Raw genomic sequence first — 25,761 nt, 5'->3', positions numbered from 1 at the left:
CCACACCTTCGCAGGTTGGAACACGGCGTCCAACGGAACAGGAACAGCCTATGCGGCAAATGCAACGTTCAGCATGGGATCGGCGAACGTGACGCTGTACGCGCAGTGGACGGTCAACCCGACATACACCGTAACGTACAACGGAAATGGCAGCACGGGAGGAACCGTGCCAACGGATAGCAATCCGTACGAGCAACATGCAACGGTAACCGTATTAGGAAACACGGGAAGCTTGGTGAAGACGGGCAACACCTTCACAGGTTGGAACACGGCGGCTAACGGAAGTGGCACAAGCTACGTGGCGGGCGCTACTTTCACCATGGCAGCGGCAAATGTGACGCTGTACGCGCAGTGGACGGCCAGCCCTGGTGGCGGTAGCGGCGGCAGCCCAACACCACCAGATGACAGCAAAGTAATCTCAGTGAATGGTGATTTATCGCTTCCCGCAGGCAAAACGGGTAAGGTTAGTTTGGGAGATGCAATCACAATAGATATTCCGGCAAATGCAACGGACAAAGAACTGAAATTAACGATTGAAAAGCTTACTGGAACTCAAGATCTTCTAACGGATGAAGACGTTCTGGCTAGTCCGATCTTCGAGATTCTGAAAAATTTCTCAGAGAACTTCAGTAAAACGGTAACACTGACTTTTAAGTTTGATCCGACAAAATTGAGCGGTAATCAAAGAGCAGCCGTGTTCTATTATGATGAAATGCAGAAGAAATGGGTGGAAGTTGGCGGTGTTGTTAGGGGTAATCAGATTACCGCAGAAGTAACCCACTTTACAAAATTTGCGGTAATGGTTGTAGGGCAAGCGGCAAGTGAGCCAAAACCAACGATTAACTTTAGCGATATATCCGCACACTGGGCGAAGGCAAGCATCAAGCAAGCGGTAAGCAGCGGAATCGTCACTGGTTATCAGGACGGCACGTTTAAGCCGGACAAAACCGTGACTCGTGCGGAATTTGCCGTCATGCTGATGAACGTGTTGAAGACGCAAGGAGCGGGAGCGGTGCTGACGTTCACAGATACAGCGAAGATCGGAAGCTGGGCGCAGAAAGCGGTCGCGCAAGCAGTACAAGCAGGCATTATTAATGGCTATGAGGACGGTACTTTCCGTCCAACTGGGGAAATTACACGTGCAGAGATGGCAGCGATGATTGCGGGTGCTTTGGGTAAATATAGCGAAGCGAATGCCACAGCAACTAGCTTCGCAGACGACAAGGACATTCCAGCGTGGGCAAAAGCTGCAGTTGCCTATGTAAAGCAAGCAAGCATCGTGCAAGGGAAAGGCGACAACCAATTTGCCCCTGGGGACCATGCAACAAGAGCAGAGGCCGTAACGGTTCTGCTGAACATGCTGGCTCAAATGAGCAAGTAAAGTGAAAATCGTCAACCCAAACTGATTTTAGATGTAAATAACAAGGGTTATCCTTAAAGCGGTAAAATTAACTGCTTAGGGGATAGCCCTTGCCTTATTTCAAATAGGAAGTCTCGACACATGTGGAGTAATGTGTGTTGATAATAAGGAAGTATTATTGGAGCCGCATTACCTAAATATATTAAGCAGGGCAAGCTCTGAATGGATTTGAAAATAGATTACGGGCAACTAAATTTGTTAGCTTCGTACTAAACATTAATATTAGAATAAGCAGAAGCGCTAAACGTTTTGAAAGTATCTGGGGGGATGATATGCACTTGGCTAGAGCAATTAGGAATAGCTAATGCTAACACAAAGCTATTGACAGACCCGGAGCTTGCAAGTAAGCAAATGCATCGGTGGTTCGGGGGAGCAAAAACAAAGAATAATTATTACTGTCCTAGTACAATTAATTCAGTGTTTAGATGGAGAATTTTCATAAAAGATTTTTTAGAGGGATGTTTGGCTTTTTCTGATTTAGTAAATTTGGATGGGATTACTTATTCAACTTGGTATAAGAAGTTTAATGATAATTTTTTAGAAATAATACAAAAGGCATATCAGGGACTCTCTTCATCGGATAGTGAGGAAAGGGACTTTAAGACCACGAAAATGATAACCCCATAAGGTACTGCGAAAGACATTATTAAGGTGTTCAAAACAACTGATACGATAAACCTTGTTTCAATTAATCCTATACATTCAGTTAAAAGTGCTTAGGCTAAGATAAGTCCCCTGTTTAAGCACTACATGCTACCCGCGTACGTTCTTTAATTAGTAATTGGAAATGGATATAATGAGGAGGACGTAGCCCAAGCGAAGGCGCGGGAGCGTCCTTTTTATTGAACTAACGGGAAGGATAGAGGAACAGACGGTAAGGTTGTTCTCGAACAGAAGAACAAATTAATGATATGATGTTGTAAATGGAACAGGCTAGTCGAGCCTATTTTCTATTTTTGTGAGGGAGTCGATAAATGGGTATGGGAAGTACGAATCAATGGGATGCGGAATGGGAAGTATCAGAAGAATTAGCTCATAAATTAATAAGCAGTCAGTTTCCACAGTTAGCTTCACAAAGCGTACAAAAACTAGGATACGGCTGGGATAATACTGTTTTTCTTGTTGGAACCGAATATGTATTTCGCTTTCCAAGAAGAGAAGTTGCAATTAATAGTTTAAGGATGGAAGGAAAGGTACTACCTAAGCTTAAAGATTATTGTTCCATTGCATATTCGATACCGCTATTTTTTGGGGAAGGGGATTATAATTATCCTGCGCCTTTCCTAGGCTACCCCTATTTATCAGGAAAGTTTCCAATCGGATTAACTGACAAGCAACGTGCGTTATCAGCAACAACGCTCGCGCAATTTTTAAAAAGCTTACATGCATTCCCTGTGCAAATTGCCCAAGAAAATGGAGTTCAACATGACCACAGAAATTTGATTGATATTGCAATGCGTAAAGAAAAGTTGCATAGATTCATTTCCAACCTTGCCCTTCATTTTAGTGAAGAAGAGTATCGTGAATTATCGAACTATTTGGAACAGCTTGGGACTGAAAAAGTGAACCCCAAAAACGTATTCCTCCATGGAGACCTTCATTTTAAAAATATGCTGGTAGACGAGAATGGAATAGTTTCAGGGATTATCGACTGGGGCGATATCAATATCGGACATCCTGCTTGCGACTTGAATGTCGCGTATAGCTTTTTGCCTCCGGATGCACGTTCAGACTTTTTCAAAGAATATGGGGATGTCGATGAAGAAACGAAGATATTAGCTCGATTAATAGCCATATACATTCCCATTTTGATCATGATGCAGGCAATTGATTATAAAGATGAAAAGTTGGTTGCTGAAGCAAAAGCGATCATAAAACGTGCTCTCGCTGATTAAGAAATGTCATTCCGCTAACGGATACGTTAGCTTAAGCATTTTCATTTGTTTAGCTAAATCATCTCATAGTTGGGCTGCTGCTTGATTACACACTGGGGATAGAAGGGCGCACTTCGATACTTTCATCATCCCTTTGTAGCCGGTAGCGATCAAGGCGTTCAGGATATCGCTAAAACTAAAACTCCAGACATACTCGACGCTCCGCTGATTGGCCGCAGGGTCGGAAAAAGGCAGAAAACCCTCGATCCGAATGGGTTGCTCCGTATGAAAGTATGGGTAACGCGTGTGCAAATCCGTTACATTGGCAGAATCATCAAAGACATTGAGAAACGGGTGCTCCTCTTGCAGGTACAAGATGCCGCCTGACGTATAGATAATATCGAAATTATTTTCGAGTATGTGAGGCAACTTATAGATGTGGAAAAATATGGATTATTTCTATTCACCTTTATTTCCGCATGCCCAGTGCTCCATCTCCCAGCCACCGGCATCTCCATTATCCTTCTCTTCAACTTAACTACAGGATGAAATCCTGCGAATTCATGTGTCTGAGTGAGGAAACCGAATCATTTCGAGGGAGCTTAATAAGACTGTCGCAAATTTTGTTATCTGCAGTGACCAAAGAAGGGTCTTGTCGGGAATGTTACAAAGTTCTTGTCACCCAACATTAAACAATGGTCATGAGCAAGCATTATTATTAATGAGTTATTCTTATGGTATAGTGTCATATTGCCGTTAGCCTCAAAGGCGAAGGCTATGTAATCGTTAGGATTGATATAGCTTTCGAACTCTTCATCATTACTTACATCTGCGACGTACGGCGATATTTTTATTTTATTCAATCCTGCCGATACTCGAGAATATCTCCAGGCTGGCAATCGAGTGCTTTGCAGATCGCTTCGAGTGTTGAGATTCGAATGGCTTTCGCTTTTCCATTTTTAAGTATCGACAGGTTCGCCATTGTAATGCCGACTTTCTCCGATAGCTCAGTAACGCTCATTTTCCGCTTTGCAAGCATGACGTCAATGTTAACCACTATCATACGGTCAACTCCTGTTCTTCTTTGAGCTCGATCGCGTTTTTGAGCAGTTTCTCAAGAACTGCGGCAAATACTGCGATTACGACTGGCGCACAGGTTATAATTAGCCCGATGACCATGACGCCTGGTGCATCTGCGCCGTCAGCTACAAAGTAGAAAAGCGGGAGATTACATGCAAACATGAGTGATACGACAACCGCCGCTTGCTTTATTTTCTTAAGCGCTAAAACAGAGATTTGCGAAAAAGCGGTATTTGTATCAATGTACCTGAGAAGCTTAAATGCCTGAAGTAGCGTAAATAAATACGCAATAGAGGCCACATACGCAGCCAAAGCGGAAAGATAAACTTTAATATCCGGGAAATCTGGCATCATACTATTCGCCATCGCTGGGAGTCCATAAAAACACATCACTAATGCAGGAATTGCCATAACAACCAGAACAACTTTTAAAAAGAGCGTCTCTTTTTTCATCTATTTCACCTCATTTTTGATTTTATCACTTCATTTATCGTTTTACAATAAAAATACATTGTTTCCTTCGTTTGAACCTAACAAGTTATTTAAAAAGAAGAAGCCATACGGCTTATTTGTTCCTCCTTCAAATTTGAGCCGAGATACGGACATATTTATGAACATTCAGAACAAGTATTTTACTTTCTACTCCCGAAATTGAGTTGAAAGATTTATCGCCAATATCAGAGATTGCATGTTCAAGGTCTATAAACATAGAAGGTAACTGAGAAGAATCGAAGTCCATTATGTACTCTCCATTGATGGTAGCTAATAATCTTGAAATCGCTTTATCTACCTTTTCTAAGGTATTCGCCTTGCGTTTTGCATGGATGCTCTTTAGATGGGCTGTACGGTCGTAATTAGCCATTTCCAGCACCCACCTTTCTTTGATACGGTCTTGTCTGCCGAAAATGCTGTTGCCTTCTTGAAGGCTAGTTAGAATCCCTTGATAACGAAGTGGATTTTTCTCATGCTTCTCCGTCATATCTTCACGACCATGTTGTTTTGATACCTCAATCGTCTTGGATGTGGTTTTAATATGCAGTTTATATTTCTCTATATCCAGTTCAGAAAAGCCTATGGCTATATCTTTACATGGGCTTCCTCCATTACACGTTAAGCAAGGTGGTGCATCCATGTGAGGGCAATCTCCTTTCAAACGAGCGTGGCATGTCCCATAGGGGTTATCCATTGCATTCAACTTATGGTCTTGCCATAACGCATTTCCGTTGGAGACGTGAAGAGGAGTGCCAAGCAGGATTCCACGAAAGTTGACGGCGCGAGCAACATAGGACTGCTGGGCGATGCCGACGACAAGATGCTGGGTTGAAATGCGTTCGAGCAGTTGATTTTGTTTGTCTTGGGCTTTAAACTTCATGATAGAGCGACCTCCTTAAGATGCCTAAAGGGCTATGACCCGTGACTACCCCATCGTACCGGAGTCGCTCGTTTTTGTGCAAAGCGCAAAATTAACGCTCTACAGGAATCCTAACGGGCAGGATAGTTCAATCACCTCGCCGGATACCTCAGGCATACGAAGATCGCGAAATATGAAAGGGTCGAAACAAATTAAACCTTTAAACCTGAAAATAATTTAGCGAAATATAAAAGAACCTAAATGAAAGTCCCCCAAACGAATCGGTTTGGGGGCTTAACATTACCGTCTATGGAGAATTACATACGCCGATCATCAATTCAAACCCTCTAGCAAACGTCCATCATCATGCCATTGACCATACATTTTATTTTGTCTGGTGAATTTGATGAACTTATCTAATCGTTTGTTGAATAATTCGGCATCTTTTTTATAGCTTTGGATCGTGTCGATTCGGACGGTTCGGTACAGAACCGGGAATTTGGTGAAATGCTCGTACACCATCGCATCCTCTTTCAGCCTTTGCTCAATGAGCGGATCTATTCTGAACGAATCTGGATGCAGATCCGGAAGGACATTCCTGCCCTCCTCCGTCATCAGCCCCAGCCTTTCGAGACGGCGGGCCCGCTCTTTATTTAATTCGGTCCAGGAGCTTTTCGGTCTCCTCGGAGACAGTCTTTGCGCGAACTCCGTCTCAGAATATTTCTTTGTCGTTCCGTCGATCCAGCCAAAGCATAAGGCCTGTTCGACTGCGTCCAGATATAGCAAGATACCCGGTGTCGGTTTTTTACTGACGATCACCCAGCATGACCTTTCAGTCCTTCCCTTTTCGCAGAGCCAGGCTCTTAAGTCTTCTTTGGTTTTTACGGCAAGCAGATTTTCGATTTCCATAAGGCGACGTAGCTCCTTGTTACGACTGCTTCATCGAGAGCACGCGATCCAGAAACTTGTCCGCATCGCTATTGAACTTCCAGACGATTCCGAATCGATCGACAAGCATACCAAAGCATGAAGACCAAGGCATTGAGGATAAAGGCGCGATCACGTGGCCGCCGACAGACAAGCGACTAAAGTAGGATTCCAGCGCTGGTTTGCTTTCGTTCGCGATGCTGATGAGCAGATTGTTTCCTTTGACCAGATCGCCCGCCTCTTGTTTCATCACAGACAACAGATCCGATATCATGATCTTTCCACCGGCAAACGCGATCGATGACTCCATGATCATGTCTAATTCATTTTCCGGCAAGGGAAAGTTCGGATCCTGCGGGAGATCCCCGTATTTCACTTGCTTTACTTCTTCTGCATTAAACACCTTCGCATAAAAATCGATCGCTTGTGCTGCATTCCCGTCAAAATTCAAGTACGCGATTACTGACATGTTTAAAACCTCCTCTTGGTTTATATAAACAGTGTACGCTATAATAGGTGACAGCTTGTATGTCACCTATAGGGAGGGGACAGGAGAAAAAAATGGAGCAAATCGAGCGGATGATCGCGATCGTAATGATCCTGCTTCAAAAGGACATCATATCGGCCACGGCGTTTTCACGGTTATTCAATGTATCTAAACGAACCATTCTCCGCGATATGGAGACGCTGTGCTTGTCGAATATACCGATCTATTCAATTCATGGGGCGAAAGGCGGCTACGCCATTATGGATGAATACAAAATCGATAAACGACTTTTAAGCAGCAGCGACTTGGAAAATATATTGGTTGCCCTGAGCGGCCTGGAACAAATCTTTATAAGCCGGGAGGTTGAAGTCACGATTAAAAAAGTCGAATCGATGGTTCGTGACACAGCACTGAAAAACGCCATTCATCTGTCCTTCCATGACTGGAACGGTCGCGATGAGATGCTGGAGGCCCTGACGTTATGTCAACAAGCGATAAGACAGCACGTACAAGTGACCTTTGACTACATTGATAAAAATGGCGTGCCGACCGCTCGGACGGTCGAGCCGTACCAGCTTCATTTTAACGAGATGAGCTGGTATCTAATCGGATTCTGCTTAACGCGCATGGAGTATCGAACCTTCAAGTTGTTCAGAATCGACAATCTGGCACTGGACAAGAAGTCATTTGTTCCAAGAGCGGACGCAGCGGACCAGGGGTTCGCAGAAGGAGAATGGCCGAAACTTACTAAGGTAAGGGCGCTGATCTCGCCTGCGATCAAAGATCAATTCATTGAGAGGTACGGCAGCAAGTGCATCGAGCCTCATAGTGCCGAGTGGCTGTCGGCAACGATCCATATCCCGCAAAATCAAATCAGCTTTCGACATTTAGCCGGCTTCGGAACGGAGCTTAAAATCGTAGCGCCCCTCTCATATGTGGAAGAGTTCCAGCGATATGTAGCGGAAATACTCAACCATTATCGATAACAAAAAGAGAGACGAATCCACCTCTCTTCATTCGGAAATTTTTTTTGCCCTCCATTACCGTTCCCACCGGTTCGAAAAAAATAAAGTGTTAGACTGGCGCCCTTTGATTAAGCTCCCTCGGGCAATTCAACAAATCCGGATCACGAATACCCAGTTTACGGTAATATATTTGAGGATTATTAGATAGGCGGGACAGTTTAATGGTGAATGATAGAAAAGCACATGAGAAGCGATGGCTTGGCTGTTATTGGAAAAGGCGAATGTTACATTGAAATCGGTGAAGTGTATGTTCATCCCGATCATCGGAGCGACAATATCGGACATTTAATGGTTGATAAATTGCTCCAAACTGCTGAAAGCAACGGTATTAATCGTTCAATAGTGTATTCCGTGAGCAAACAGTGGCAGAAAATCATTGGTTTACGAAAAGCATGGTTTTAAAATGTGGGAGTAGGTCTTTTCTTTTTAAAGTATGAACAGAAACGGCAGAGATGTCGTTTTTTTATTTATTTGACCAACTATACAACTTTCTATTTACCTGGATCGTTCTACTTAACGAGGTGAATGAATTGCCGACTGATGAGCAATTAATTATGGAAATAAATGGTGGAAGTCAAGCGGCTATGGAGGTGCTGACCAAACGCTATTACAGGCAGATTTATGCTTATTTATACCGAAGGATAGGCAGTGCCCATACGGTGTATGATTTGACACAGGACGTATTTGTGAAAATGATGCGAGGTCTTCCTACGTATACTAGAAAAGTCTCATTCCAGAGTTGGCTCTATACGATCGCGGTTAATTGTTGCAGGGATTATTATCGCTCGGCCGCCTATCGTCAAAGCTTGACAGCGACGGAATACGAGGAGTACCACCAACAGAGCAACGAGGAATCGGTATCATATATTTTCGAAAAGAAAGAAATGCGGAAGCAATTGAGACAGGCTATACAAGCTCTGCCGGATGTTCAAAGTGAGGCTATTCTTCTGAAATATTTTCATGATTTGAAAATTCGAGAAATATCCGATATTACCGGAGCGAATGAGAATACGGTAAAGGGAAGGCTTAAGCAAGGGCTGGACAAGCTGAAAAAGCTGATGAGGAGGGATGATTATGAACAACAGCAAAACTAACAAGCAATCAAGTGAACGGAATGAACTAGAGGATAGGGATCAAGAGTTTCGATTGCTGTTAAATGACTATACCGTTGAATATCCGAATGACGAGGCAATTGCACAGACAATTGATGTGTTAAGAGCTTATGTCGAAAAGCCAGCTAAGCAGCCTGTTCCCTTTTTTCCGCTTCACCTGAGGGAGCTCCATATTCGTCCGCTCTTCTGGATTTTGAATGCTCTCTTTTTCAGCTGTGGACTTTTGGCTTGGGGGCTGTGGGAAGGTGATCCGTATCAGATTATGCTGACGGTCTCGCCAGTACCGTTTTTGCTGGGGCTGCTGGAAATATTCAGAGGACGCGATGAAGCATTGCTTGAACTGGAGATGTCTTGTAAATATTCGGGACAACAATTAATGCTGATGAAGCTGACAGCTGTTGGAGCATACAATGTACTTTTATGTTTCGTATTAATCGCTATTTTCAGCATATTCGGGGAACCGCTCTTGCTATCGAAGCTAGTTATATACTGGGCGACTCCTCTTACAGTAACTGCAAGCATTGGGCTTGCTTTAGCGAGCCGCGTGAGAGGCTCAGTATTGGCACCCGTTTCGCTCGTTATATGGTTATTTACGGCTTATGTTTTTATTAACGCTATTGAATTTGAACAAAAATTAGATAGGGTGTCTCCCATAATATGTGGAGCAATATCTGTACTTGCGATAGCATTACTGATCGCACAAATTAAACGGCTAAGGAGAGGTCAATTCGATGAAATTATCCATTGAACGGGTAAGCAAGCAATACGGAAGGAAGCGGGCGCTAGACAACGTATCCTGCGAATTAACAGAGGGAGTGTATGGATTCCTAGGTGCTAACGGCTCCGGAAAAACAACGCTTATGCGTATACTCGCTGCAGTCGTCAAGCCAAGCGCTGGCAGAGTGCTGCTGGACGGCGTGGACATTGAACTGTTGGATGAACGATATCGCGATTTGCTCGGCTATTTGCCACAGCATATGGGCTTTTACAAAAACTTCACGATTGAGAAATTCCTGCTTTATATCGCAGCGCTTAAAGGGATCGAGAAGAACGAAGCACATGTGAAGGTGGAGAAGCTGCTACAGGACGTTCAATTGACAAATGAGAAGCGTACGAAGGTTGGCAAGTTGTCTGGCGGAATGAAACAGCGGGTTGGGATCGCGCAGGCTCTGTTGAACGATCCAAAAATTATTATTGTTGATGAGCCGACAGCCGGATTGGATCCGAAGGAACGTATCCGCTTCCGTAATCTATTGTCTGCCATCGCAAACGATAGGATCGTACTGTTGTCAACGCATATCGTGTCCGACATTGAGTATATTGCCAAGGAACTGTTAATTCTGAAGCGGGGCATGCTCATTGAGAAGGAGAAGCCGCAGGTGTTGCTAGAACGATTACAGGGTAAGGTGTGGACTGTTCTTGCACAACAGAGTGATATCAACGTGCTCCAAGCAAAGTATAAATTAAGCAATATGAACAGAAAGGATGATCATTTCGCAGTGCGAATATTATCTGAGAATAAGCCCGATCCACGTGCTGTAGAGGCTATACCGAACCTTGAGGATTTATACTTGTATTATTTTGACGAGGAGGCGGTGAAGTGAGATGAAGTCATTACTCAAATTCGAATTATACAAGATTTTTCGGCAAAAGAGCATCTACATCGTACTTATTGTGTTGCTTGGACTTATAACGGTTAGTTTGAACTTGCAGAAAACAAGTAGTAATTTCCCTTCATATAAGGAATGGGAAGGGCAGTTAACTGAGGAAAAATATGAACGCGCGAATGCAGCACATTTAGCCTTGATGAGTCGTGTTGAGGAAGGAATACCGCTGACGCAGGAAGAACAGAAGATGCTAAGCTTTTATGAGAATATAGGTGCTCTGCGTGCGCTGGAGGAAGATCGTAAAGCGAGTATTGGTGTATTAAGCGAGCGCCTCCATCTGCAAGAGGCGGATGCTGAAGCTAAATATGAGCAACGTCGAACTGCACTTGAGCTCCGCATGCTCGAGAAGATAGAGATCAATGAGCTGTATTATAATCGTGCTCCTTCCGAGATGATTGACTTTGTAAGAGTATTTGGCTTTCTAATCAGCGGAGCGCTTATTCTTATAGGTCTAGCCTCCATTTTCTCGAACGAGTATGCCACGGGAATGGATCAATTCCAGCTCAGCTCGAAATATGGGAGAAAGCGAGACGTTACGGCGAAAATAATAGCCTCACTGATCTATGTTGTTTTCGTCGTTGGTATTTGGGCGGTCTACAACGCGCTGCACTGGATTGGCGGAGGTGGATGGAAATCGCCGATTCAACAACTATTGAGATATCGAGATTCTCCCTACGATTACGATATGCTATCCTTAATAGGTGTGCAGATTGGTATGCATACATTAGGTGCATTCGGACTTGCTATGTTCGTATTACTTATCTCTGCATGGTGCAGAAGTACATTTCTATCTTTTCTAATATCCGGCTTTGTGTTCGTTCTACCCCTCGCATTTGAAGAAATCTTCATCATAAATTTGGGGTCATTAAGCGTGCTGATTGAATTCAGCTATACTAGCGTCATGGTTGTGTATGATTTGTTTGCTACGTTCCAAACGATTAATTTATTTGGCATGCCAATTCTATACCCGATTGCAGCTGTTTCTTTGACCATAGCTCTATCTGTCATTTGTGTGCAGCTGCTTTATGGGACAATGAAACGAAAAGAAGTAGCATAATTTAATAAAAATGTTATCCTATTTAAACTGTACCCTATAGAGAGACTTTTTTAAAATGTCTACTCGATAGGGTACGGTTTATTTTGTTCCTCTGTCAATAGAGTAGACACAAGAAACCGAGAGTTTTAAGCAGCCTTTCGGTACCTGCGTTCGCATTCATTGGGAGTGAGATACCCGATGGTCGAGTGAATGCGTTTGGCATTGTAGAAGCAGAGGATTGTATTCAAAGATGCGTTTAAATTGCAAAACTATATTAACCAAGACCCTTCACCACAATGAAGGCATTTTGGCGTGCTCTCAAAAATATATTCGCATTCTGCACTGATGCCAGGGCATGTTGCTATCCCTATAGAGGAGTCTGTCATATTTCGAGCGGCGGATACAGTAGTGACAATACATAGGTGCAGCTGTTACTAAAGAACAAGTCCAATAGGTGGCTAAAGAGCTGGAAAATATAAGAAGGTTGATGAGGAAAAGAATCAAGAATGGATACACTCCGATATTGGTTACAGAACACCCCAAGGAATGGAAGAATACTTGACCTCAGTTGCATAAAAAAAGTCCTTTAATTTGTGTCCAGATTCTTGACAGAAATCCACTGGTCCGTTATTTCAAACTGTATATCATGTCAACAGACATGATATACAGTTATGAAGGTGTTTAAACATGTATCACTTTATGAGGATAGTTTGATAAACTTAAGGGGGATTGTAAAGAAGTTTTAAATAAATTGTAGCTTTTCAAGCAGGCGTACTATAAGCTGAGCAGATTCGCCGCGGGTTAATAATTGTTGTGGTTGAATGTGTTTAGTACCATCACCTTCAACAATATTTGCTTGTAATACTTTTATAACAGAATCTTTTGCCCAATCTGAAATAGCGTTATAATCCGCATATTGTTGCAAATGGATTGAATCTGAATTTAAATCTGTTTGCTGTGATATATTTAGTGCTCTTGCAATAATTACAAAGGCTTGCTCACGTGTAAGTAATTGCTCAGGGTTAAAGGTTTGATCTGCAAATCCTTGAATTAAGCCATATGAACTGGTTACTTTGACCGCTTGTTCGTACCATGCATCTTGCTGGACATCTGTGAAAGCAGAAGGGTTTAATACTGACGCTGCGCTCGTTAATCCTAAGCCACGCGCTATAACGGCGGCAAATTCTGCTCTAGATACGTTTTCCGTAGCATTAAAATTCCCAAATTTATCACCGTATAATATTCCATGAGTCGCAAGATTAGAAATAGCTTTTTCTGCCCAGTGACCATTTATATCGGTAAAAGTTACTGGCTTGCTTAAAACGGGAACGACGGTTCCGGTTGAAACCGTGTGAATGATCATAAAGCTCTTGCCATTCTCAGTTATTACTTTTGAAGGTAATAGTTGTATAGTTCCATCATCTTGCGATAGTAAAGCATTCCATACGGAAGCGTTAGTAGCTATATCGTTTATTGGTAATTGTAAGGTAGCATAGCCCGGATGGGTATAGCCATTTTTCGTAATAAGGGTATTCATGCCAAATGAAAATGTTATTGGATCTCCAGACAAAGATAAATTATGCTTTTCTGCGTACCCTAATAACTCTTGCCGTTTAGCTTGACCTGATGAATTAAGCTGAATTTGTATGGTTTCGAGATTATTTAGAGATGTTGTGTTTATTTGATTAATAGGCAATTCCAATTTGGCTAATCGAGTGCTTAAACTCAATATTTTATGATTTTTTTTCATTAATTCAAGGATGGAACGATCGAACGTCACATTTACATAATCAATCTGTGGAGCGTTGATAGTAATGATATCGTTATTAGTTAGTTTTGATACTAATGAATTGAACGATCCTTCTTTAATTACAAAATCAAGATACCGTAATTGATTAATCGTAGAAACAGGGAAATTACCTAAAATCTCGTCGTTAATATAAACGGAGTTCTCATTTGTAGCAGTAGCAGTAGCAGGAGTAGTAGTAGTAGGTGCAGTCACTACCCCTGGAGATGACTGTTTCGGTACGATATTGTTTACAACATAATTACTTTCATCAGATATATTGCCTGCAAGGTCAGTTGATCGAGCATAGATTGTGCCATTTTCAATCATTTTTATAGGCGTTGTATATATTGACCAGGCTCCATCATTCATTTTATATTCTCTAATGTTTGCATCATTAGGATAGCTAATGGTTACACTTACGGGATTGTTTGTGCTTGCTGTTTCATCAGCAATGAAGGTCGCAATTGCAGGAGGAGTAATGTCTACCCACTTTGCGTAAAAAATAATATCGTTGCTGACGGTATATGGAAACGTAATTTCATTTGTGAAAAGTTCATTACTATACCATCCGTCAAACAAAAAACCCACTTTGGATATTACAGGTGGTGTTGTAATGACGCTGCCCATAGTAAGTCTAAAGTCGATAACAGCATCTCCTACATGGGTAACGAACTGAACAGGGTAGCGCAGCGGACCAATAGTAAATATTTCTGTCTTTTGTGAGTCGGCATATTTATCTGAAGCACCCGTAAACTGCGCCGTAAATTGCATGTTACTGTTGGCTGTTACGGTGTCTGCAGCAATGCTCCAAGTTACAATGCCTTCGCTATTTGGTGATTGTGTATCAAATAGTGTACCCGTCGTTGTATCACTTAAACTCACAGAACCTACAGCTACAGGGCTGCCGGATAGTTCAGTGGATACTTTTGCTTGTACCTCAAACGCTTCTTGACCGTATAAGATTGAAGGTGACTTAGTAAGTGTTAGTTTGGTAGAGGCTACCTGCAAATCTAATAGACTTTGCCAAGAAACATTAATGACACTATTACTCTGTCCTATTAAAGTAACCTTTTGAGTAATTTCATCGACAGTGATATCTTTAATATAGCGTGCGCCATTAAAACTTCTAAAGTTGACAATATTACCTTGTTCATTATAAGAAGCAATCGTCATGACTTGGTAATTGTCTGAATTACTGTAGATCCAGTAGGTGAATGCTCCCCATTTTATGACAGGGCAACTATTACTCGGGTTTTCATCATCGGCAAGGCAAGTTTGTCTCGTTCCTGGAGGGGTATATGAAGGTTTGGTGCTGGTTGGTAAATATTCTACTAAAGGAGAATCAATAGGTTCAGCATGCACGGTATGCAGTGTGAATCCCGGTACGCTACTAGCAGAGTAGAGCAAGAAAACGAATGACAAAATGATTAATGAGAACTTGGAATATAATTGCTTAGTGTCCATATTTCGATAAGCTCCTTTTAAATGTAATATCTTATTACTTTTCCTTTTTACTTTTGCTAACTTAATTGTACGTTATCTATTCAAACTGTTACTTTCACTTGCTATCTTTTTCGAGTATAGCATACTATATTTGCTCTAAATTTAAAGAATTCTTTAGACTCAAAATCTAAAAAAGTGGTTGATAAATTGAAATGAGCGTAGAATGAGGGTGAAAATGGAAAATCATCTATGCTAATGCCATATTACAAAGATGGACTTTATGATAAGAAGAATTTTGATTTCTGAAACATTGGAGTTGATATCTTTCCACAGCAGATTTTTCTAACGGGAACGTTAGTTCAACAAAGCAGCGGTAGTCTAAGACTTATTTTTAAATACTTGAAATTGATCAAACTCCGAAACCTCGGCAAATCAACGCCCCTTTGTAGAAAATAATTTCAGTCTCCACTTATCACAGAAAGTCCAGTACTGATTACTTAAAGTTTGCCATTAAGCCGACGAATACAGGTATTTACTCCTGAATTTCGTACGGCGTTTTCTTATTATTTACCTTGTTACCTTTTGCTAAGGAGACCAAGTGTTTTTAAAATAAAGTTTGATAAAAACTGAACTTAACGACGAAGGGCTGCCACCAGGCAGCCCTTTTGTTATTCAATTATCGTTCTCCGTAAGAATTCCTGTAAAACGAATAATTTGGCATTTGAACAAAAACGAGCGACTCGGTACGATGGAGTTACGCACGAGGTCATTGCCTCAAAAAGCCCATCAGGAGGTCGCTCTACTATGAAGTTTAAGGCACAAGACAAGCAAAATCAACGCATTGAAAACATTACCGTTCATGCCCAATTCTCCATCTCTTACAGGATGAAATCCTGTGAATTCATGAGTCTGAGTGAGGAAACTGAATCACACCGTCAGTATCGATATTTATTCCAAATAATCAAACTTTGTTTTAAGCCGTTTACGCTTTCCTGACAAGCTCTTGAAGCTGGCCCTTAACGTTATCCCTACTTAATCCTCCGTGATAACAAATAACCGATTTAATGTCGAAGTCTAAATATTTTTTTATGGAACGGAAAGCTGTGTTCATATCCGGCGTGGAATGCGGATGGGGTCCCCCTAAGATGCCTTCCACACTGAACATGGCATCACCAACAACAAGGGTTTTGCTTTGTTTCAAATAAAGACTAATATGTCCAGGCGTGTGCCCGGGTGTAAAGATAACATGAATTCCCCCGCAATACGGAAGCTCTTGTCCGTCAGCCAACGTGCTGTCAACTTTGGCCTTAGGAGAATTCTCCAACAAGTAGGCGACCACTTTCAAACGTTCATCTTCCGGAAGGGATTCTAATTGCCAAGCCATACTATCGAGATTCACTTTCATAAGGGGCAATTTTCCTTCAATATATGGTTTATCCATCTCATGAGCGTATACCTTAATATTTCCATCAGATTGCTGCAAAATTTCAGGAAGACTGCCGATGTGGTCAATATCTTGATGAGTCAAAATGATTGCTTTCAACTTGTCCATGGAGACACCACACTCGTTCATGGCTGTACGTATTTGCTCCAATTGCCCGGGCGAGCCGGTATCGATTAAAATAGCCGTTTCATCATCCCAAATCAGGGTAGGATTCAATTCTTGACGATTGCCGAATACTTCAACCTGCAATTCCAGCATTTCTACTCCATCTGAAATTTTCATCATTTCTTCTCTCCTTCTTATTTGTCTCCGTTTTATATTTTTTAATTTCTTTCACCATATAAACGAATCGGAGCTATCTAAAGATACGGGGAGCATTTTTCAAGTTTACCGATGTTTGAATCAGCTTTATCATTTGTAGCAATAGGGAAAATTGGTTAGCCAAATATCTCCTGAAGCTGTCTCAAAAATGTTTTGGCGGCAGCCGAAAAGACCTGATTTTTCTTCCAAACTATATTTAAGCCAGATTCAAGCCTAGGCTCTAGGGGTCTAAAACAAAGGTTACTGTCACTGGATGTGTTTACGATTTTATCTATCGTTACGGCATATCCAATGCCTTCTTCAACCATAATTGCAGCATTATAGGCCAGATTGTAGGTAGCTACAACATTTAATTTATCGAAATCGTCACCAAACCAATCCACAAATTCATTTTTATAAAATGTCTGCTTCATAGCCTGTCTTGAGCAAATTAGTGGCACATTGATTAAGTCTGCTGAAAGAATGACTTCCTTGCAAGCAAGAGAACTGTCTTTCCTCATTACAACGCCCCAAACATCCTTAGCTGGGATATCTATGTAATTGTATTTCGATACATCAGCTGGTTGAATGAGTACACCAAAGTCAAGCAGGCCCTTATTGAGCCGCTCAGTTACATCATCCTCGTTGCCGCTATAGAGATGATACCGTATATTTGGATAGCTTAAATGTAAGTCTTTGACTACCCGTGCAATTTGCTTCATGGCTTCTGTTTCCCCGCCGCCTATATAGACATCCCCACTAACTGTTGCTTCCATGTATCTAAACTCTGCCTCTAATTTATCCACCATGTCAATGATCTCTTCGGCTCTCTTTCTTAAGAGCAAACCTTCATCTGTCAAAATAATATGGTGACTGCTTCGAATAAATAGTTTTTTTCCTAGCGCGTGTTCAAGATCCTTTAATTGTCTGGACAAGGTTGGCTGTGTAAGATGTAAAAATTCAGCAGCTGCCGTAATGCTTCCTTCTCTTGCCACTGTAAGAAAATAACGCAATACTCTAACTTCCATCTGCACTTCTCCTTTTGGTTTTATGATACATGTTCAAGAAATGCCTTTCAAGCATTTCTTGATATGAGATATAGGTATTTGTTATGTGAGAAAAGCACGTCTAAAATAAATACAAACAGCTTATATGATAAACATTATTTTTTGAAAAGCGGAGGAAATAAAACATGGATACAAAAAAGGTATGGTTTATCACGGGCGCTGGCAGAGGCATGGGCAAAATAATCGCTAAAGCTGCTTTGAACGCCGGACACAAGGTTGTGGCTACTGGTCGTCATACAGACGCGGTGACCAAGGCGATCGGAAAATCCGATCATTTATTGATCGTTCAATTGGATGTTACCCGGCCTGCCGAAGCACAGTCGGCAGTCAACGCGGCAATCGAGCGGTTCGGAACGATTGATGTGCTGATTAATAATGCCGCACAATTCTATGGGGGCTTCTTCGAGGAACTGACTCCAGACCAAATTGAAGAACAGCTGCAAGTGGCTTTGATTGGCCCCATGAACGTTACGCGGGTGGTGTTGCCTGTCATGCGCAAGCAGCGTTCCGGCCATATCATCTCGATTTCTTCTGGTGCAGGCCTTTCCGGATTCGAGTTTAATTCCGCCTATTGTGCATCAAAATTTGCGCTTGAGGGCTGGATGGAGTCATTGTCGCCTGAGATAGCGCCTTTTGACATTCATACGACCATTGTCAATCCAGGCTTTTTCCGAACGGAATTCCTTACGGAGGCGTCGTCGACTTATGCCAAGCATTCGATCGAGGATTATGAGGAACGCAGAGCTAATCACATGTCATTTTTTAATGGACAAAACGGACAGCAGCCAGGTGATCCCATCAAGCTTGCGAAGGCACTTCTCAAAATCGTAAGTGAGGCGAAACCGCCGCAACGGTTCATCGCAGGCTCCGACGCTATTGGTATTGCAGAGCAAAAGATTGTGGATCTCCAGGCTCAGATAAATGCCTACCGCGATCTTTCATCGGCTATGGCTTATGAAGATTGAACGAAATCATTTGATTGTCTATATATTGACCTTTGGCGTATTCAGTATCTTAAACACCGAGATGGGAGTTATCGGAATCTTGCCCTTGATTGCGGACCACTTTCATGTCAGTATCTCCACCGCGGGGTTGATCGTGAGTCTGTTTGCACTTGCGGTTGCTATCTCTGGTCCAATTTTGCCTTCCTTGTTTTCGGGTATGAACCGTAGGAATGTCATGCTGCTTGTTCTTGGCATTTTTATTGCGGGCAACCTCGTTTCTGCCATCACATCAGACTTTACTGTGTTATTGATTGCTCGTGTTGTTCCTGCTTTTTTTCATCCCATTTATTGTTCATTGGCATTTACCGTGGCAGCTTCTTCCGTTAATAAGGATCAAGCCTCGAAGGCAGTAGCCAAAGTATTCATTGGCGTATCTGCAGGAATGGTGCTTGGCGTACCGCTCGCAGGTATGATTGCCACCGCAACCTCCCTTGCTCACACGATGTTGTTTTTTGCTGCCATAAACGTAGTCGCATTCATCGCGACAATTCTGTTCGTACCATCTATGCCTGTTGAGAATAAGTCCTCCTATGGCACTCAATTGCGTGTATTAAAAAGCTCCACGATCTGGCTATCCATTGCCGCTGTGATCTTCATGAACGGAGCCGTATTCGGAGTATACAGTTACCTTGCCGAGTATTTGAAAACCGTAACCCAATATACTTGGAACACAATCAGTTTGATGTTATTTCTATACGGTGCGGCCAATATTATTGGAAACTTGATCGCAGGGAAGCTGCTTACAAAGCATGCATTAAGCACGATAAAGTTTTATCCATTTGCATTAGGAATTGTTTACATCCTGCTTTTTATGCTGGGACAGTTCAGCGAGCCAATGACTTTCATTATCTTGGTTTGGGGAGTATTGAGCGGCATAGGAGGCAACATTACTCAATATTGGATTGTATCTGCCGCGCCAGAGGCTCCTGAATTTGCAAATGGAATCTTTCTGACATCCGCGAATCTGGGAACGACGTTAGGTGCAAGTGTATGTGGGCTGTTCATAACAGGAATGAGTATACAATACGTCATACTTGGGGGGATCTTGTTCCTGATATTAAGTATAGCAGCCATTTATCCAAGAATTTTCAAAAGCGGCCGATTGGAGGTATGAACTCGTCAGAGACTGCTCTTGTTTAGAAAATGAATATCACTATTATTACGGTAAATAATCTGATTTATGCGGATGGCAGGTTTGTCGCAGTCGGCATGGGGAAAGACTTCTTGGGAAGAAGCGTCGGGGAGACCTGGACTTCCGAGGATGGATCAAGCTGGGAAAGCTACAAAATGAATAATCTACGGCAACAGCTGGTCATATCCGGTATCGGGACGTCTACGGATATCTATACCGTCGTTTATGGGAATGGGTTGTTCGTTGCTGGCGGTAATATCGGCTTGATTCTCACCTCCACTGACGGGAACCATTGGAAACAACTCCCCGCAAATAACGATTTTGACCGCGCTAGGTAATGTAAGTAAATAGTTATACAAAAGACAGTACCTGCGGGGTACTGTCTTTTGTATTTTTGGCAGCACATCCCGAAGCTAGCTAGTTTCGTGGAGCTTGAGGACTGCTCAGTCCAAATGCTCTCGATCATCAGGCCCACCGTTCAGTACTACTGTTAATCGAGCATCCGCACCGGTCTAAGTGAAGAGCTGGAAGGAACGGATATGTTGGACGAACGGCAGAAAAAGGTGATAGAGTTACAGGGAGAGCGGCCGATGACGGGCGACGTCGTTATTAATGGTCAAAAGGATCAGTCAGTCAGGATAGATTATACGAATGATCATGATTTGATGGATAAAGGTTAGTTGTTGACAGAGTCGTGTTGGGCCTGCACACGGGTTGTTCACGAAAGCGACAAGGATTTTTGACAGAATAATGAGGGTTGATTGAGTAGCAGCAAATAAGTGACGCTTTATGGTAACCTATAGAAGTGACCTATAGAGTGACCTATAGCAGTGAAATCAGATACAGGGAGTGTTATTCTCATGTTAATACAAAGCAATACAACTAGTATTGAACGAATTCCGATCTCCATTACGAAGGTGCTCTTTGAAACGATAAAGTTTGGCATTATTAAGTCGAACCTCATTGCGATGATCGCAGGGCTTAGCATGGCGCTATACGTTCATCACTTATCTTTCTTCGATAAGATCGGCAACATTGTGCTCGCTTTGATTGGATCTGCCTTGGTGATTGGAGCGGCCGGCATCTTCAATAATTTATATGATCGTGATATCGATGCCATTATGGAACGGACGAAAAACAGGCCGACTGTTTCAGGAATTGTTGACCTCAGGAGCGGGCTGATCATGGGAATCTGGATCGCTACAGGTGGCCTTGTCGCGTTGTATATTTCTTCTCCGCTTGCAGCTTACTGTGGCTTTCTGGGTCTGTTCCTCTATGTCGTGCCTTATACCATGTGGACGAAGCGCAGAACCATCTATAATACGGAAGTGGGAAGCTTGTCGGGTGCGATGCCTCCCCTGATCGGATGGGCCGCGATTTCACCTGACATTTTTCACCCTGGTGCAATGGCGTTGTTCCTGCTAATGGTGATTTGGCAGATGCCACATTTTTATGCAATCGGGATTCGTCGTATGGAGGAATACCGGGCGGCTAACATCCCGATGCTGCCGGTCGTCAAGGGTATTCGAAGAACGTACGTGCAGATGAACGTATATCTGGTTGCGTTGTTCCTGTGCAGCTTCTTGTTCTGGTCCTTTAATCCTTATATCGCTGCGGCGAATGCGCTGCTGAGCTTGATCTGGCTGATCCTGAGCGTAGACGGATATCGTCGGAAGCCGGAGGAAAAGTGGGCGCGTTCGATGTTCATTTTTTCACTGAACCACATCACAGTGCTGCTGCTGATGATCGTCGGCTACTCCTTGGGTGCTCCTCTATTTCTGTAGAACGATTTGAGCATTTACGCTAGTGTGGGTGTTCTAGATGAATTAATAATAAAGGGATCGTGAAGAGGATATGGTAAAAGCAGTGGATTAAACCTCCTAAAACGAAAAAGCAAGCATTTTAGGAGGTTATGATAAATGAACTTCAATCCGATTATTATGGATAGCTGGAGTAGAAAACATTACTTTGACCATTATTTAAACAAGGTCAGATGTACCTTTAGCATGACGGCCAATATTGATATTACCCGGCTGCTGAAAGAACTCAAGATTCAGGAGATAAAGCTGTATCCTGCACTCATACACATGATAACGACCGTGGTAAACCGCCATCATGAATTTCGCACAAGCTTTAATTCTGAGGGGACATTAGGTTATTGGGATCGTTTATCTCCTAGCTTTACCATTTTTCATGCTGATGATAAGACTTTTTCAAGTTTATGGACTTTGTATGATGAGGATTTTAATGATTTCTACAGTCGTTATCTTGCTGATATGAAAAAGTACGGAAGTGTTAAACAATTTGCTCCTAAAACAAACGAACCGCCCAATACTTTCCCTATTTCCAGCATTCCTTGGGTTAGCTTTACAGGCTTTAACCTGAACATCTATAATGAAGGAACCTTTTTACTCCCCATCTTTACAATGGGTAAATATTTTCGGCAGGACGACAAAATACTGTTGCCATTATCAGGGCAATTCCACCATGCCGTTTGCGATGGTTACCATGCTGGGTTGCTGTATAATGAGCTGCAATTACGTGCAGATACTTGTAAGGAATGGTTGCCAAACTATACCTCATTTTGCTAACGGCCATGTTAGTTGGATAAGGGAGCGGCAGTCTAAAACTTTATTTTTTGAAAACAAAACATAAGCCATGCGAGAGAAATCGGCGCATGGCTTTCATAATTATATATTTTATTATTGAAAACTATTTCCCGACAAGTTGTATTCCGCTCCAGCTGCTTACATCACATTGGCCTTCATTATTTCGGCCCACAGCCACCACCGTACCGTCCGATTTAAGACCGATGGTATGAGCGCAACCCGCCGCAATCGCCACTATATCGCGCCAGCCACTTATATGGCATTGGCCATGCTCATTCCAACCCACAGCCGCCACCGTACCATCCGATTTAAGGCCGATGGTATGATTACTACCCGCCGCAATCGCCACAATACCGCGCCAGCCGCTTACATTGCATTGGTCACGCTTATTCCAACCCACAGCGGTCACCGTACCGTCCGATTTAAGCCCGACGGTATGAAGGTAACCCGCCGCAACTGCCACCATATCATGCCAGCCACTTACATGGCATTGGCCATACCGATTATTGCCCGTAAACGTCACCGTGCCGTCTGATTTAAGCCCGACAGTATGCCAGTCACCTGCCGTAACCGCCACCATATCACGCCAGCCGCTTACATCGCATTGGCCTTCATTATTTCGGCCCACAGCCAGCACTGTGCCATCCGATTTAAGGCCGATAGTACGACGCCAACCCGCCGCAACCGTCACCATATCGCGCCAGCTGCTTACATCGCATTGGTTATGCTTATTCCAACCCACAGCCGCGACCGTCCCGTCTGATTTAAGCCCGATGGTATGAGCATTACCGGTATGGGCATTACCCGCTGCAACCGCAATCATATCGCGCCAGTCGCTTACATCACATTGGCCATATTTATTATCACCGACAGCCACCGCCGTCCCGTCCGATTTAAGACCGACGGTATGGCGATAACCCGCCGCGATGGAGGGCAGCGCTCCGACCCGTGTGTCGCAGCTTTTGGGAGCAACGATTTCCATAATCGAATCCCCCTCATTCATAATTTTATAGATAGTATTGCAGAACCTCCACACATTTTCAACGCTTCAGTTCGTTTTGAAATGGATAATGGGGTAAATCTAGGGTTCGAGGGAGGTATCTTAGTTTTTGCATCCATGTTGTACAATTAAACTAAAAACGAATGGAGAAGATCCTCTTGGAAAATGTTGATTTTGCTTGCACGCAATTCCGGAACGCCGAGCCCGGCGCACTCCTTACTTTCGGCATGTATCCGCAAACGGCGGATGGCACAGACAGAACGCCGATCATGTGGCGGGTGCTGCAAAATTCAGGCAGCGAGCTGTTCCTGTTGAGCGAGTACATTTTAGACTGCAGGCGGTATCATGGTGAATTTGTCGATATTTCGTGGAAGGATTCTGATATGCGTAAGTGGCTGAACGATGAGTTTTATAATGCCGCGTTCGATGACTCCGAGAAGAGGTTCATCAAGACTGCGCACTGCACAGACAACGGAGAGGGGAGTGCAGACACGTATGACCAGGTTTTTTTGCTCAGTGTCTCGGAAGTGAGAGAACTGACCTATAAACATGATGAAGTCGCTTTAAGCGCGAAACGTCGAGCAATAGGAACGGGATTTTCCAAAATAAAAAAAGAAGATGGCTGTCACTTGTATGTGTATGATAAGACGGTCAAAGCTGACTATATCATCGAAAATGGTGAACAATTAGGCTGCTCTTGGTGGTGGCTGCGAACCCAACCTGTTATTGCTACACGTGCGTATTTTATTGGTCCACGCAGCAGTGTACGCAGTTATGGTCTTGTTAACTTAGCTCGTGACGGTGTGCGTCCCGCTTTAAAAGTGGTAGTTCCGTAGTTTTCATCAACGGATGTCCGTTTTTGCATATTTATCGCTTAAAACAAAAAAAAGATCGGTTTTGGATCACTTGGACGTGACCCGAAACCGATCTTTTTTCGTGAATGATAAGGATTAACAACAAGCTCCATAGTTAGGTTAGGCTTTGAGAGTAACGGTTGATTAGGCCCAAGTTGTAATCGTGTCAACCGGGAGGCGGTAGGAAGGATAGCCTTCTTTGGCTGCTTTTCCTATCGAGATCAGCATGACCGATTGGAACCGATCTTTGTCCAGGCCAAAAGCTTCAGCGATCTGATCCTTAGCGTAACCGGCCATCGGGTTGGTGTCATAACCGTGGGCACGGGCAACGAGCATCAGCTGCATCGAAATGAGGCCCGAGTCAATCAGATGTACCCAGTATATTTACGAACAGCGCATGCTCAAGGCCTGCGAGCTGCTAAAGCATGAAAATTATAAAATTTACCATATTGAAGAAAGCATCGGTTATCCCAATACCAACTGGTTTATTCGCAAATTCCGTGTTACAATTCCACCGTTACGGCAGCGAGCAACACGCTGAACCCGCGGATAAAGCTGACGAACACCGGCATTTCCGCCATCAATATGTCCGACGTGAAGCTGCGTTATTATTATACGATTGATGGGGAGATAGCCCATAGCTTTTTCTGTGACTGGTCGCATGTCGGCAGCAGCAACGTAACGGGCACCTTCGTCAAGTTCGCGACTCCCCTGACCGGGGCTGACCACTATCTGGAGCTCGGCTTTACGAGCGGAGCCGGAAGCTTGGCTGCGGGAGCCAGCATTGAAATTCAGATTCGCGTGTCCAAGTCCGATTGGTCGAATTACTCACAGACGGTGGATTACTCCTTCGATTCGACCCATACGACTTACGCTGATTGGAGCAAAACGACCGGCTACATTTCAGGTGCTCTCCAATGGGGAACGGAGCCTGGAACGGTGTAGGAATGAATTTTTGTCGAGAGGTAGAGAGCTTGTTGGCGATTGCGGAGCATTAAGCCTCCACCATTAAACCGAACAATGAAACCATTATTACTACTATTGCTGCTTAAACAGCGGGAAATATGAAACCTCCATAAAGCTGGTGTGAAACAAAGCCGAGCGAAGATCAGGTAACAGCCTGATTTTCGTTCGGCTTTT

General features: G+C 43.2%; 26 protein-coding genes and 2 pseudogenes. 17 read left to right on the top strand and 11 right to left on the bottom strand.

Features of this window, described 5'->3' with window-relative positions:
* From ACSR9A_RS18810 to ACSR9A_RS18800, 3 genes are all read left to right on the top strand, one after another.
* A partial coding sequence (locus ACSR9A_RS18810) for an S-layer homology domain-containing protein (protein ID WP_473758821.1) occupies positions 1-1,381 on the top strand: 1,381 nt, incomplete at its 5' end.
* Positions 1,382-1,669: 288 nt separating this feature from the next.
* A complete protein-coding gene (locus ACSR9A_RS18805) occupies positions 1,670-2,047 on the top strand; it encodes a hypothetical protein (protein WP_473758819.1) in 378 nt (125 codons plus the stop codon).
* A 353-nt stretch (positions 2,048-2,400) separates the two neighbouring features.
* Complete coding sequence (locus ACSR9A_RS18800) at positions 2,401-3,315, top strand: phosphotransferase (protein WP_473758830.1); 915 nt, start codon at positions 2,401-2,403, stop codon at positions 3,313-3,315.
* A gap of 63 nt (positions 3,316-3,378) precedes the next feature.
* Here the strand turns inward: ACSR9A_RS18800 and ACSR9A_RS18795 are convergent, their stop codons facing one another.
* The 6 genes and pseudogenes from ACSR9A_RS18795 to ACSR9A_RS18770 form a co-directional block, all read right to left on the bottom strand.
* Entirely contained in the window at positions 3,379-3,669 is a 291-nt protein-coding gene (locus ACSR9A_RS18795) for a hypothetical protein (RefSeq protein WP_473758817.1), read from the bottom strand.
* 484 nt (positions 3,670-4,153) lie between these two features.
* A complete protein-coding gene (locus tag ACSR9A_RS18790) occupies positions 4,154-4,357 on the bottom strand; it encodes a helix-turn-helix domain-containing protein (RefSeq protein WP_113035934.1) in 204 nt (67 codons plus the stop codon).
* Positions 4,354-4,827, bottom strand: coding sequence for a DUF2975 domain-containing protein (locus tag ACSR9A_RS18785; RefSeq protein ID WP_473758815.1), 474 nt, complete (start codon positions 4,825-4,827; stop codon positions 4,354-4,356). The genes ACSR9A_RS18790 and ACSR9A_RS18785 overlap by 4 nt, the downstream gene beginning before the upstream one ends.
* 418 nt (positions 4,828-5,245) lie before the next feature.
* Positions 5,246-5,590 (bottom strand): annotated as a pseudogene (locus ACSR9A_RS18780) (tyrosine-type recombinase/integrase); the annotation flags it as partial.
* Positions 5,591-6,058: 468 nt separating this feature from the next.
* Positions 6,059-6,634, bottom strand: a complete 576-nt coding sequence (locus ACSR9A_RS18775; protein WP_473758813.1) for a YdeI/OmpD-associated family protein — start codon at positions 6,632-6,634, stop codon at positions 6,059-6,061.
* 19 nt (positions 6,635-6,653) lie between these two features.
* A complete protein-coding gene (locus tag ACSR9A_RS18770) occupies positions 6,654-7,121 on the bottom strand; it encodes a VOC family protein (RefSeq protein WP_473758812.1) in 468 nt (155 codons plus the stop codon).
* 92 nt (positions 7,122-7,213) lie between these two features.
* On the opposite strand from ACSR9A_RS18770, the gene ACSR9A_RS18765 reads away from it, so the two are divergent.
* The 6 genes from ACSR9A_RS18765 (at position 7,214) to ACSR9A_RS18740 (ending at position 12,000) form a co-directional block, all read left to right on the top strand.
* Complete coding sequence (locus tag ACSR9A_RS18765; RefSeq protein ID WP_473758811.1) at positions 7,214-8,125, top strand: helix-turn-helix transcriptional regulator; 912 nt, start codon at positions 7,214-7,216, stop codon at positions 8,123-8,125.
* A 207-nt stretch (positions 8,126-8,332) separates the two neighbouring features.
* Positions 8,333-8,566 carry a GNAT family N-acetyltransferase gene (locus ACSR9A_RS18760; protein ID WP_473758810.1) on the top strand — a complete coding sequence of 78 codons (234 nt, stop codon included), beginning with the start codon at positions 8,333-8,335 and terminating at the stop codon, positions 8,564-8,566.
* Positions 8,567-8,616: 50 nt separating this feature from the next.
* Positions 8,617-9,258, top strand: coding sequence for an RNA polymerase sigma factor (locus ACSR9A_RS18755; RefSeq protein ID WP_473758809.1), 642 nt, complete (start codon positions 8,617-8,619; stop codon positions 9,256-9,258).
* Complete coding sequence (locus tag ACSR9A_RS18750; RefSeq protein WP_473758807.1) at positions 9,239-10,024, top strand: hypothetical protein; 786 nt, start codon at positions 9,239-9,241, stop codon at positions 10,022-10,024. The genes ACSR9A_RS18755 and ACSR9A_RS18750 overlap by 20 nt, the downstream gene beginning before the upstream one ends.
* A complete protein-coding gene (locus tag ACSR9A_RS18745; protein ID WP_473758806.1) occupies positions 10,008-10,880 on the top strand; it encodes an ABC transporter ATP-binding protein in 873 nt (290 codons plus the stop codon). The genes ACSR9A_RS18750 and ACSR9A_RS18745 overlap by 17 nt, the downstream gene beginning before the upstream one ends.
* Before the next feature lies 1 nt (position 10,881).
* Entirely contained in the window at positions 10,882-12,000 is a 1,119-nt protein-coding gene (locus ACSR9A_RS18740; RefSeq protein WP_473758805.1) for a hypothetical protein, read from the top strand.
* Positions 12,001-12,721: 721 nt separating this feature from the next.
* On the opposite strand, the gene ACSR9A_RS18735 is transcribed toward ACSR9A_RS18740, so the two are convergent.
* From ACSR9A_RS18735 to ACSR9A_RS18725, 3 genes are all read right to left on the bottom strand, one after another.
* Complete coding sequence (locus tag ACSR9A_RS18735; RefSeq protein WP_473758804.1) at positions 12,722-15,232, bottom strand: S-layer homology domain-containing protein; 2,511 nt, start codon at positions 15,230-15,232, stop codon at positions 12,722-12,724.
* A gap of 961 nt (positions 15,233-16,193) precedes the next feature.
* Positions 16,194-16,937, bottom strand: coding sequence for an MBL fold metallo-hydrolase (locus ACSR9A_RS18730; RefSeq protein ID WP_473758829.1), 744 nt, complete (start codon positions 16,935-16,937; stop codon positions 16,194-16,196).
* A gap of 155 nt (positions 16,938-17,092) precedes the next feature.
* Entirely contained in the window at positions 17,093-17,983 is an 891-nt protein-coding gene (locus tag ACSR9A_RS18725; protein WP_473758803.1) for a LysR family transcriptional regulator, read from the bottom strand.
* A gap of 164 nt (positions 17,984-18,147) precedes the next feature.
* On the opposite strand from ACSR9A_RS18725, the gene ACSR9A_RS18720 reads away from it, so the two are divergent.
* The 6 genes from ACSR9A_RS18720 (at position 18,148) to catA (ending at position 22,749) form a co-directional block, all read left to right on the top strand.
* On the top strand, positions 18,148-18,987 hold the full coding sequence (locus tag ACSR9A_RS18720) for an SDR family NAD(P)-dependent oxidoreductase (protein WP_473758802.1): 840 nt from the start codon (positions 18,148-18,150) through the stop codon (positions 18,985-18,987).
* Positions 18,977-20,140, top strand: a complete 1,164-nt coding sequence (locus tag ACSR9A_RS18715) for an MFS transporter (protein WP_473758801.1) — start codon at positions 18,977-18,979, stop codon at positions 20,138-20,140. The genes ACSR9A_RS18720 and ACSR9A_RS18715 overlap by 11 nt, the downstream gene beginning before the upstream one ends.
* A 29-nt stretch (positions 20,141-20,169) precedes the next feature.
* A complete protein-coding gene (locus tag ACSR9A_RS18710; RefSeq protein WP_473758800.1) occupies positions 20,170-20,496 on the top strand; it encodes a hypothetical protein in 327 nt (108 codons plus the stop codon).
* A gap of 201 nt (positions 20,497-20,697) precedes the next feature.
* Positions 20,698-20,838, top strand: coding sequence for a hypothetical protein (locus tag ACSR9A_RS18705; RefSeq protein ID WP_473758799.1), 141 nt, complete (start codon positions 20,698-20,700; stop codon positions 20,836-20,838).
* A 180-nt stretch (positions 20,839-21,018) separates the two neighbouring features.
* The gene (gene cyoE / locus ACSR9A_RS18700) at positions 21,019-21,942 is read left to right on the top strand and encodes a heme o synthase (protein WP_473758798.1); all 924 of its coding nucleotides are present in this window, start codon (positions 21,019-21,021) and stop codon (positions 21,940-21,942) included.
* Positions 21,943-22,077: 135 nt separating this feature from the next.
* Positions 22,078-22,749: a type A chloramphenicol O-acetyltransferase gene (catA, locus tag ACSR9A_RS18695; protein WP_473758797.1), complete on the top strand. Its 672-nt coding sequence runs from the start codon at positions 22,078-22,080 to the stop codon at positions 22,747-22,749.
* 121 nt (positions 22,750-22,870) lie between these two features.
* On the opposite strand, the gene ACSR9A_RS18690 is transcribed toward catA, so the two are convergent.
* Positions 22,871-23,749, bottom strand: coding sequence for an RCC1 domain-containing protein (locus ACSR9A_RS18690; protein ID WP_473758796.1), 879 nt, complete (start codon positions 23,747-23,749; stop codon positions 22,871-22,873).
* 176 nt (positions 23,750-23,925) lie between these two features.
* Between ACSR9A_RS18690 and ACSR9A_RS18685 the strand changes: the two genes are divergently transcribed.
* Positions 23,926-24,603, top strand: a complete 678-nt coding sequence (locus ACSR9A_RS18685) for a DUF6273 domain-containing protein (RefSeq protein ID WP_473758795.1) — start codon at positions 23,926-23,928, stop codon at positions 24,601-24,603.
* A 162-nt stretch (positions 24,604-24,765) separates the two neighbouring features.
* Here ACSR9A_RS18685 and ACSR9A_RS18680 read toward each other — a convergent pair.
* A pseudogene (locus tag ACSR9A_RS18680) lies at positions 24,766-24,996 on the bottom strand (nitroreductase family protein); the annotation flags it as partial.
* Positions 24,997-25,101: 105 nt separating this feature from the next.
* Here ACSR9A_RS18680 and ACSR9A_RS18675 point away from each other — a divergent pair.
* Positions 25,102-25,566, top strand: coding sequence for a cellulose binding domain-containing protein (locus ACSR9A_RS18675; protein ID WP_473758828.1), 465 nt, complete (start codon positions 25,102-25,104; stop codon positions 25,564-25,566).
* The last annotated feature ends 195 nt before the right edge of the window (positions 25,567-25,761 follow it).

The organism is Paenibacillus sp. R-74696, from assembly GCF_055814915.1.
Note: the sequence above shows the minus strand (reverse complement) of the source record. Positions and strands in the feature narration are given on the sequence as shown.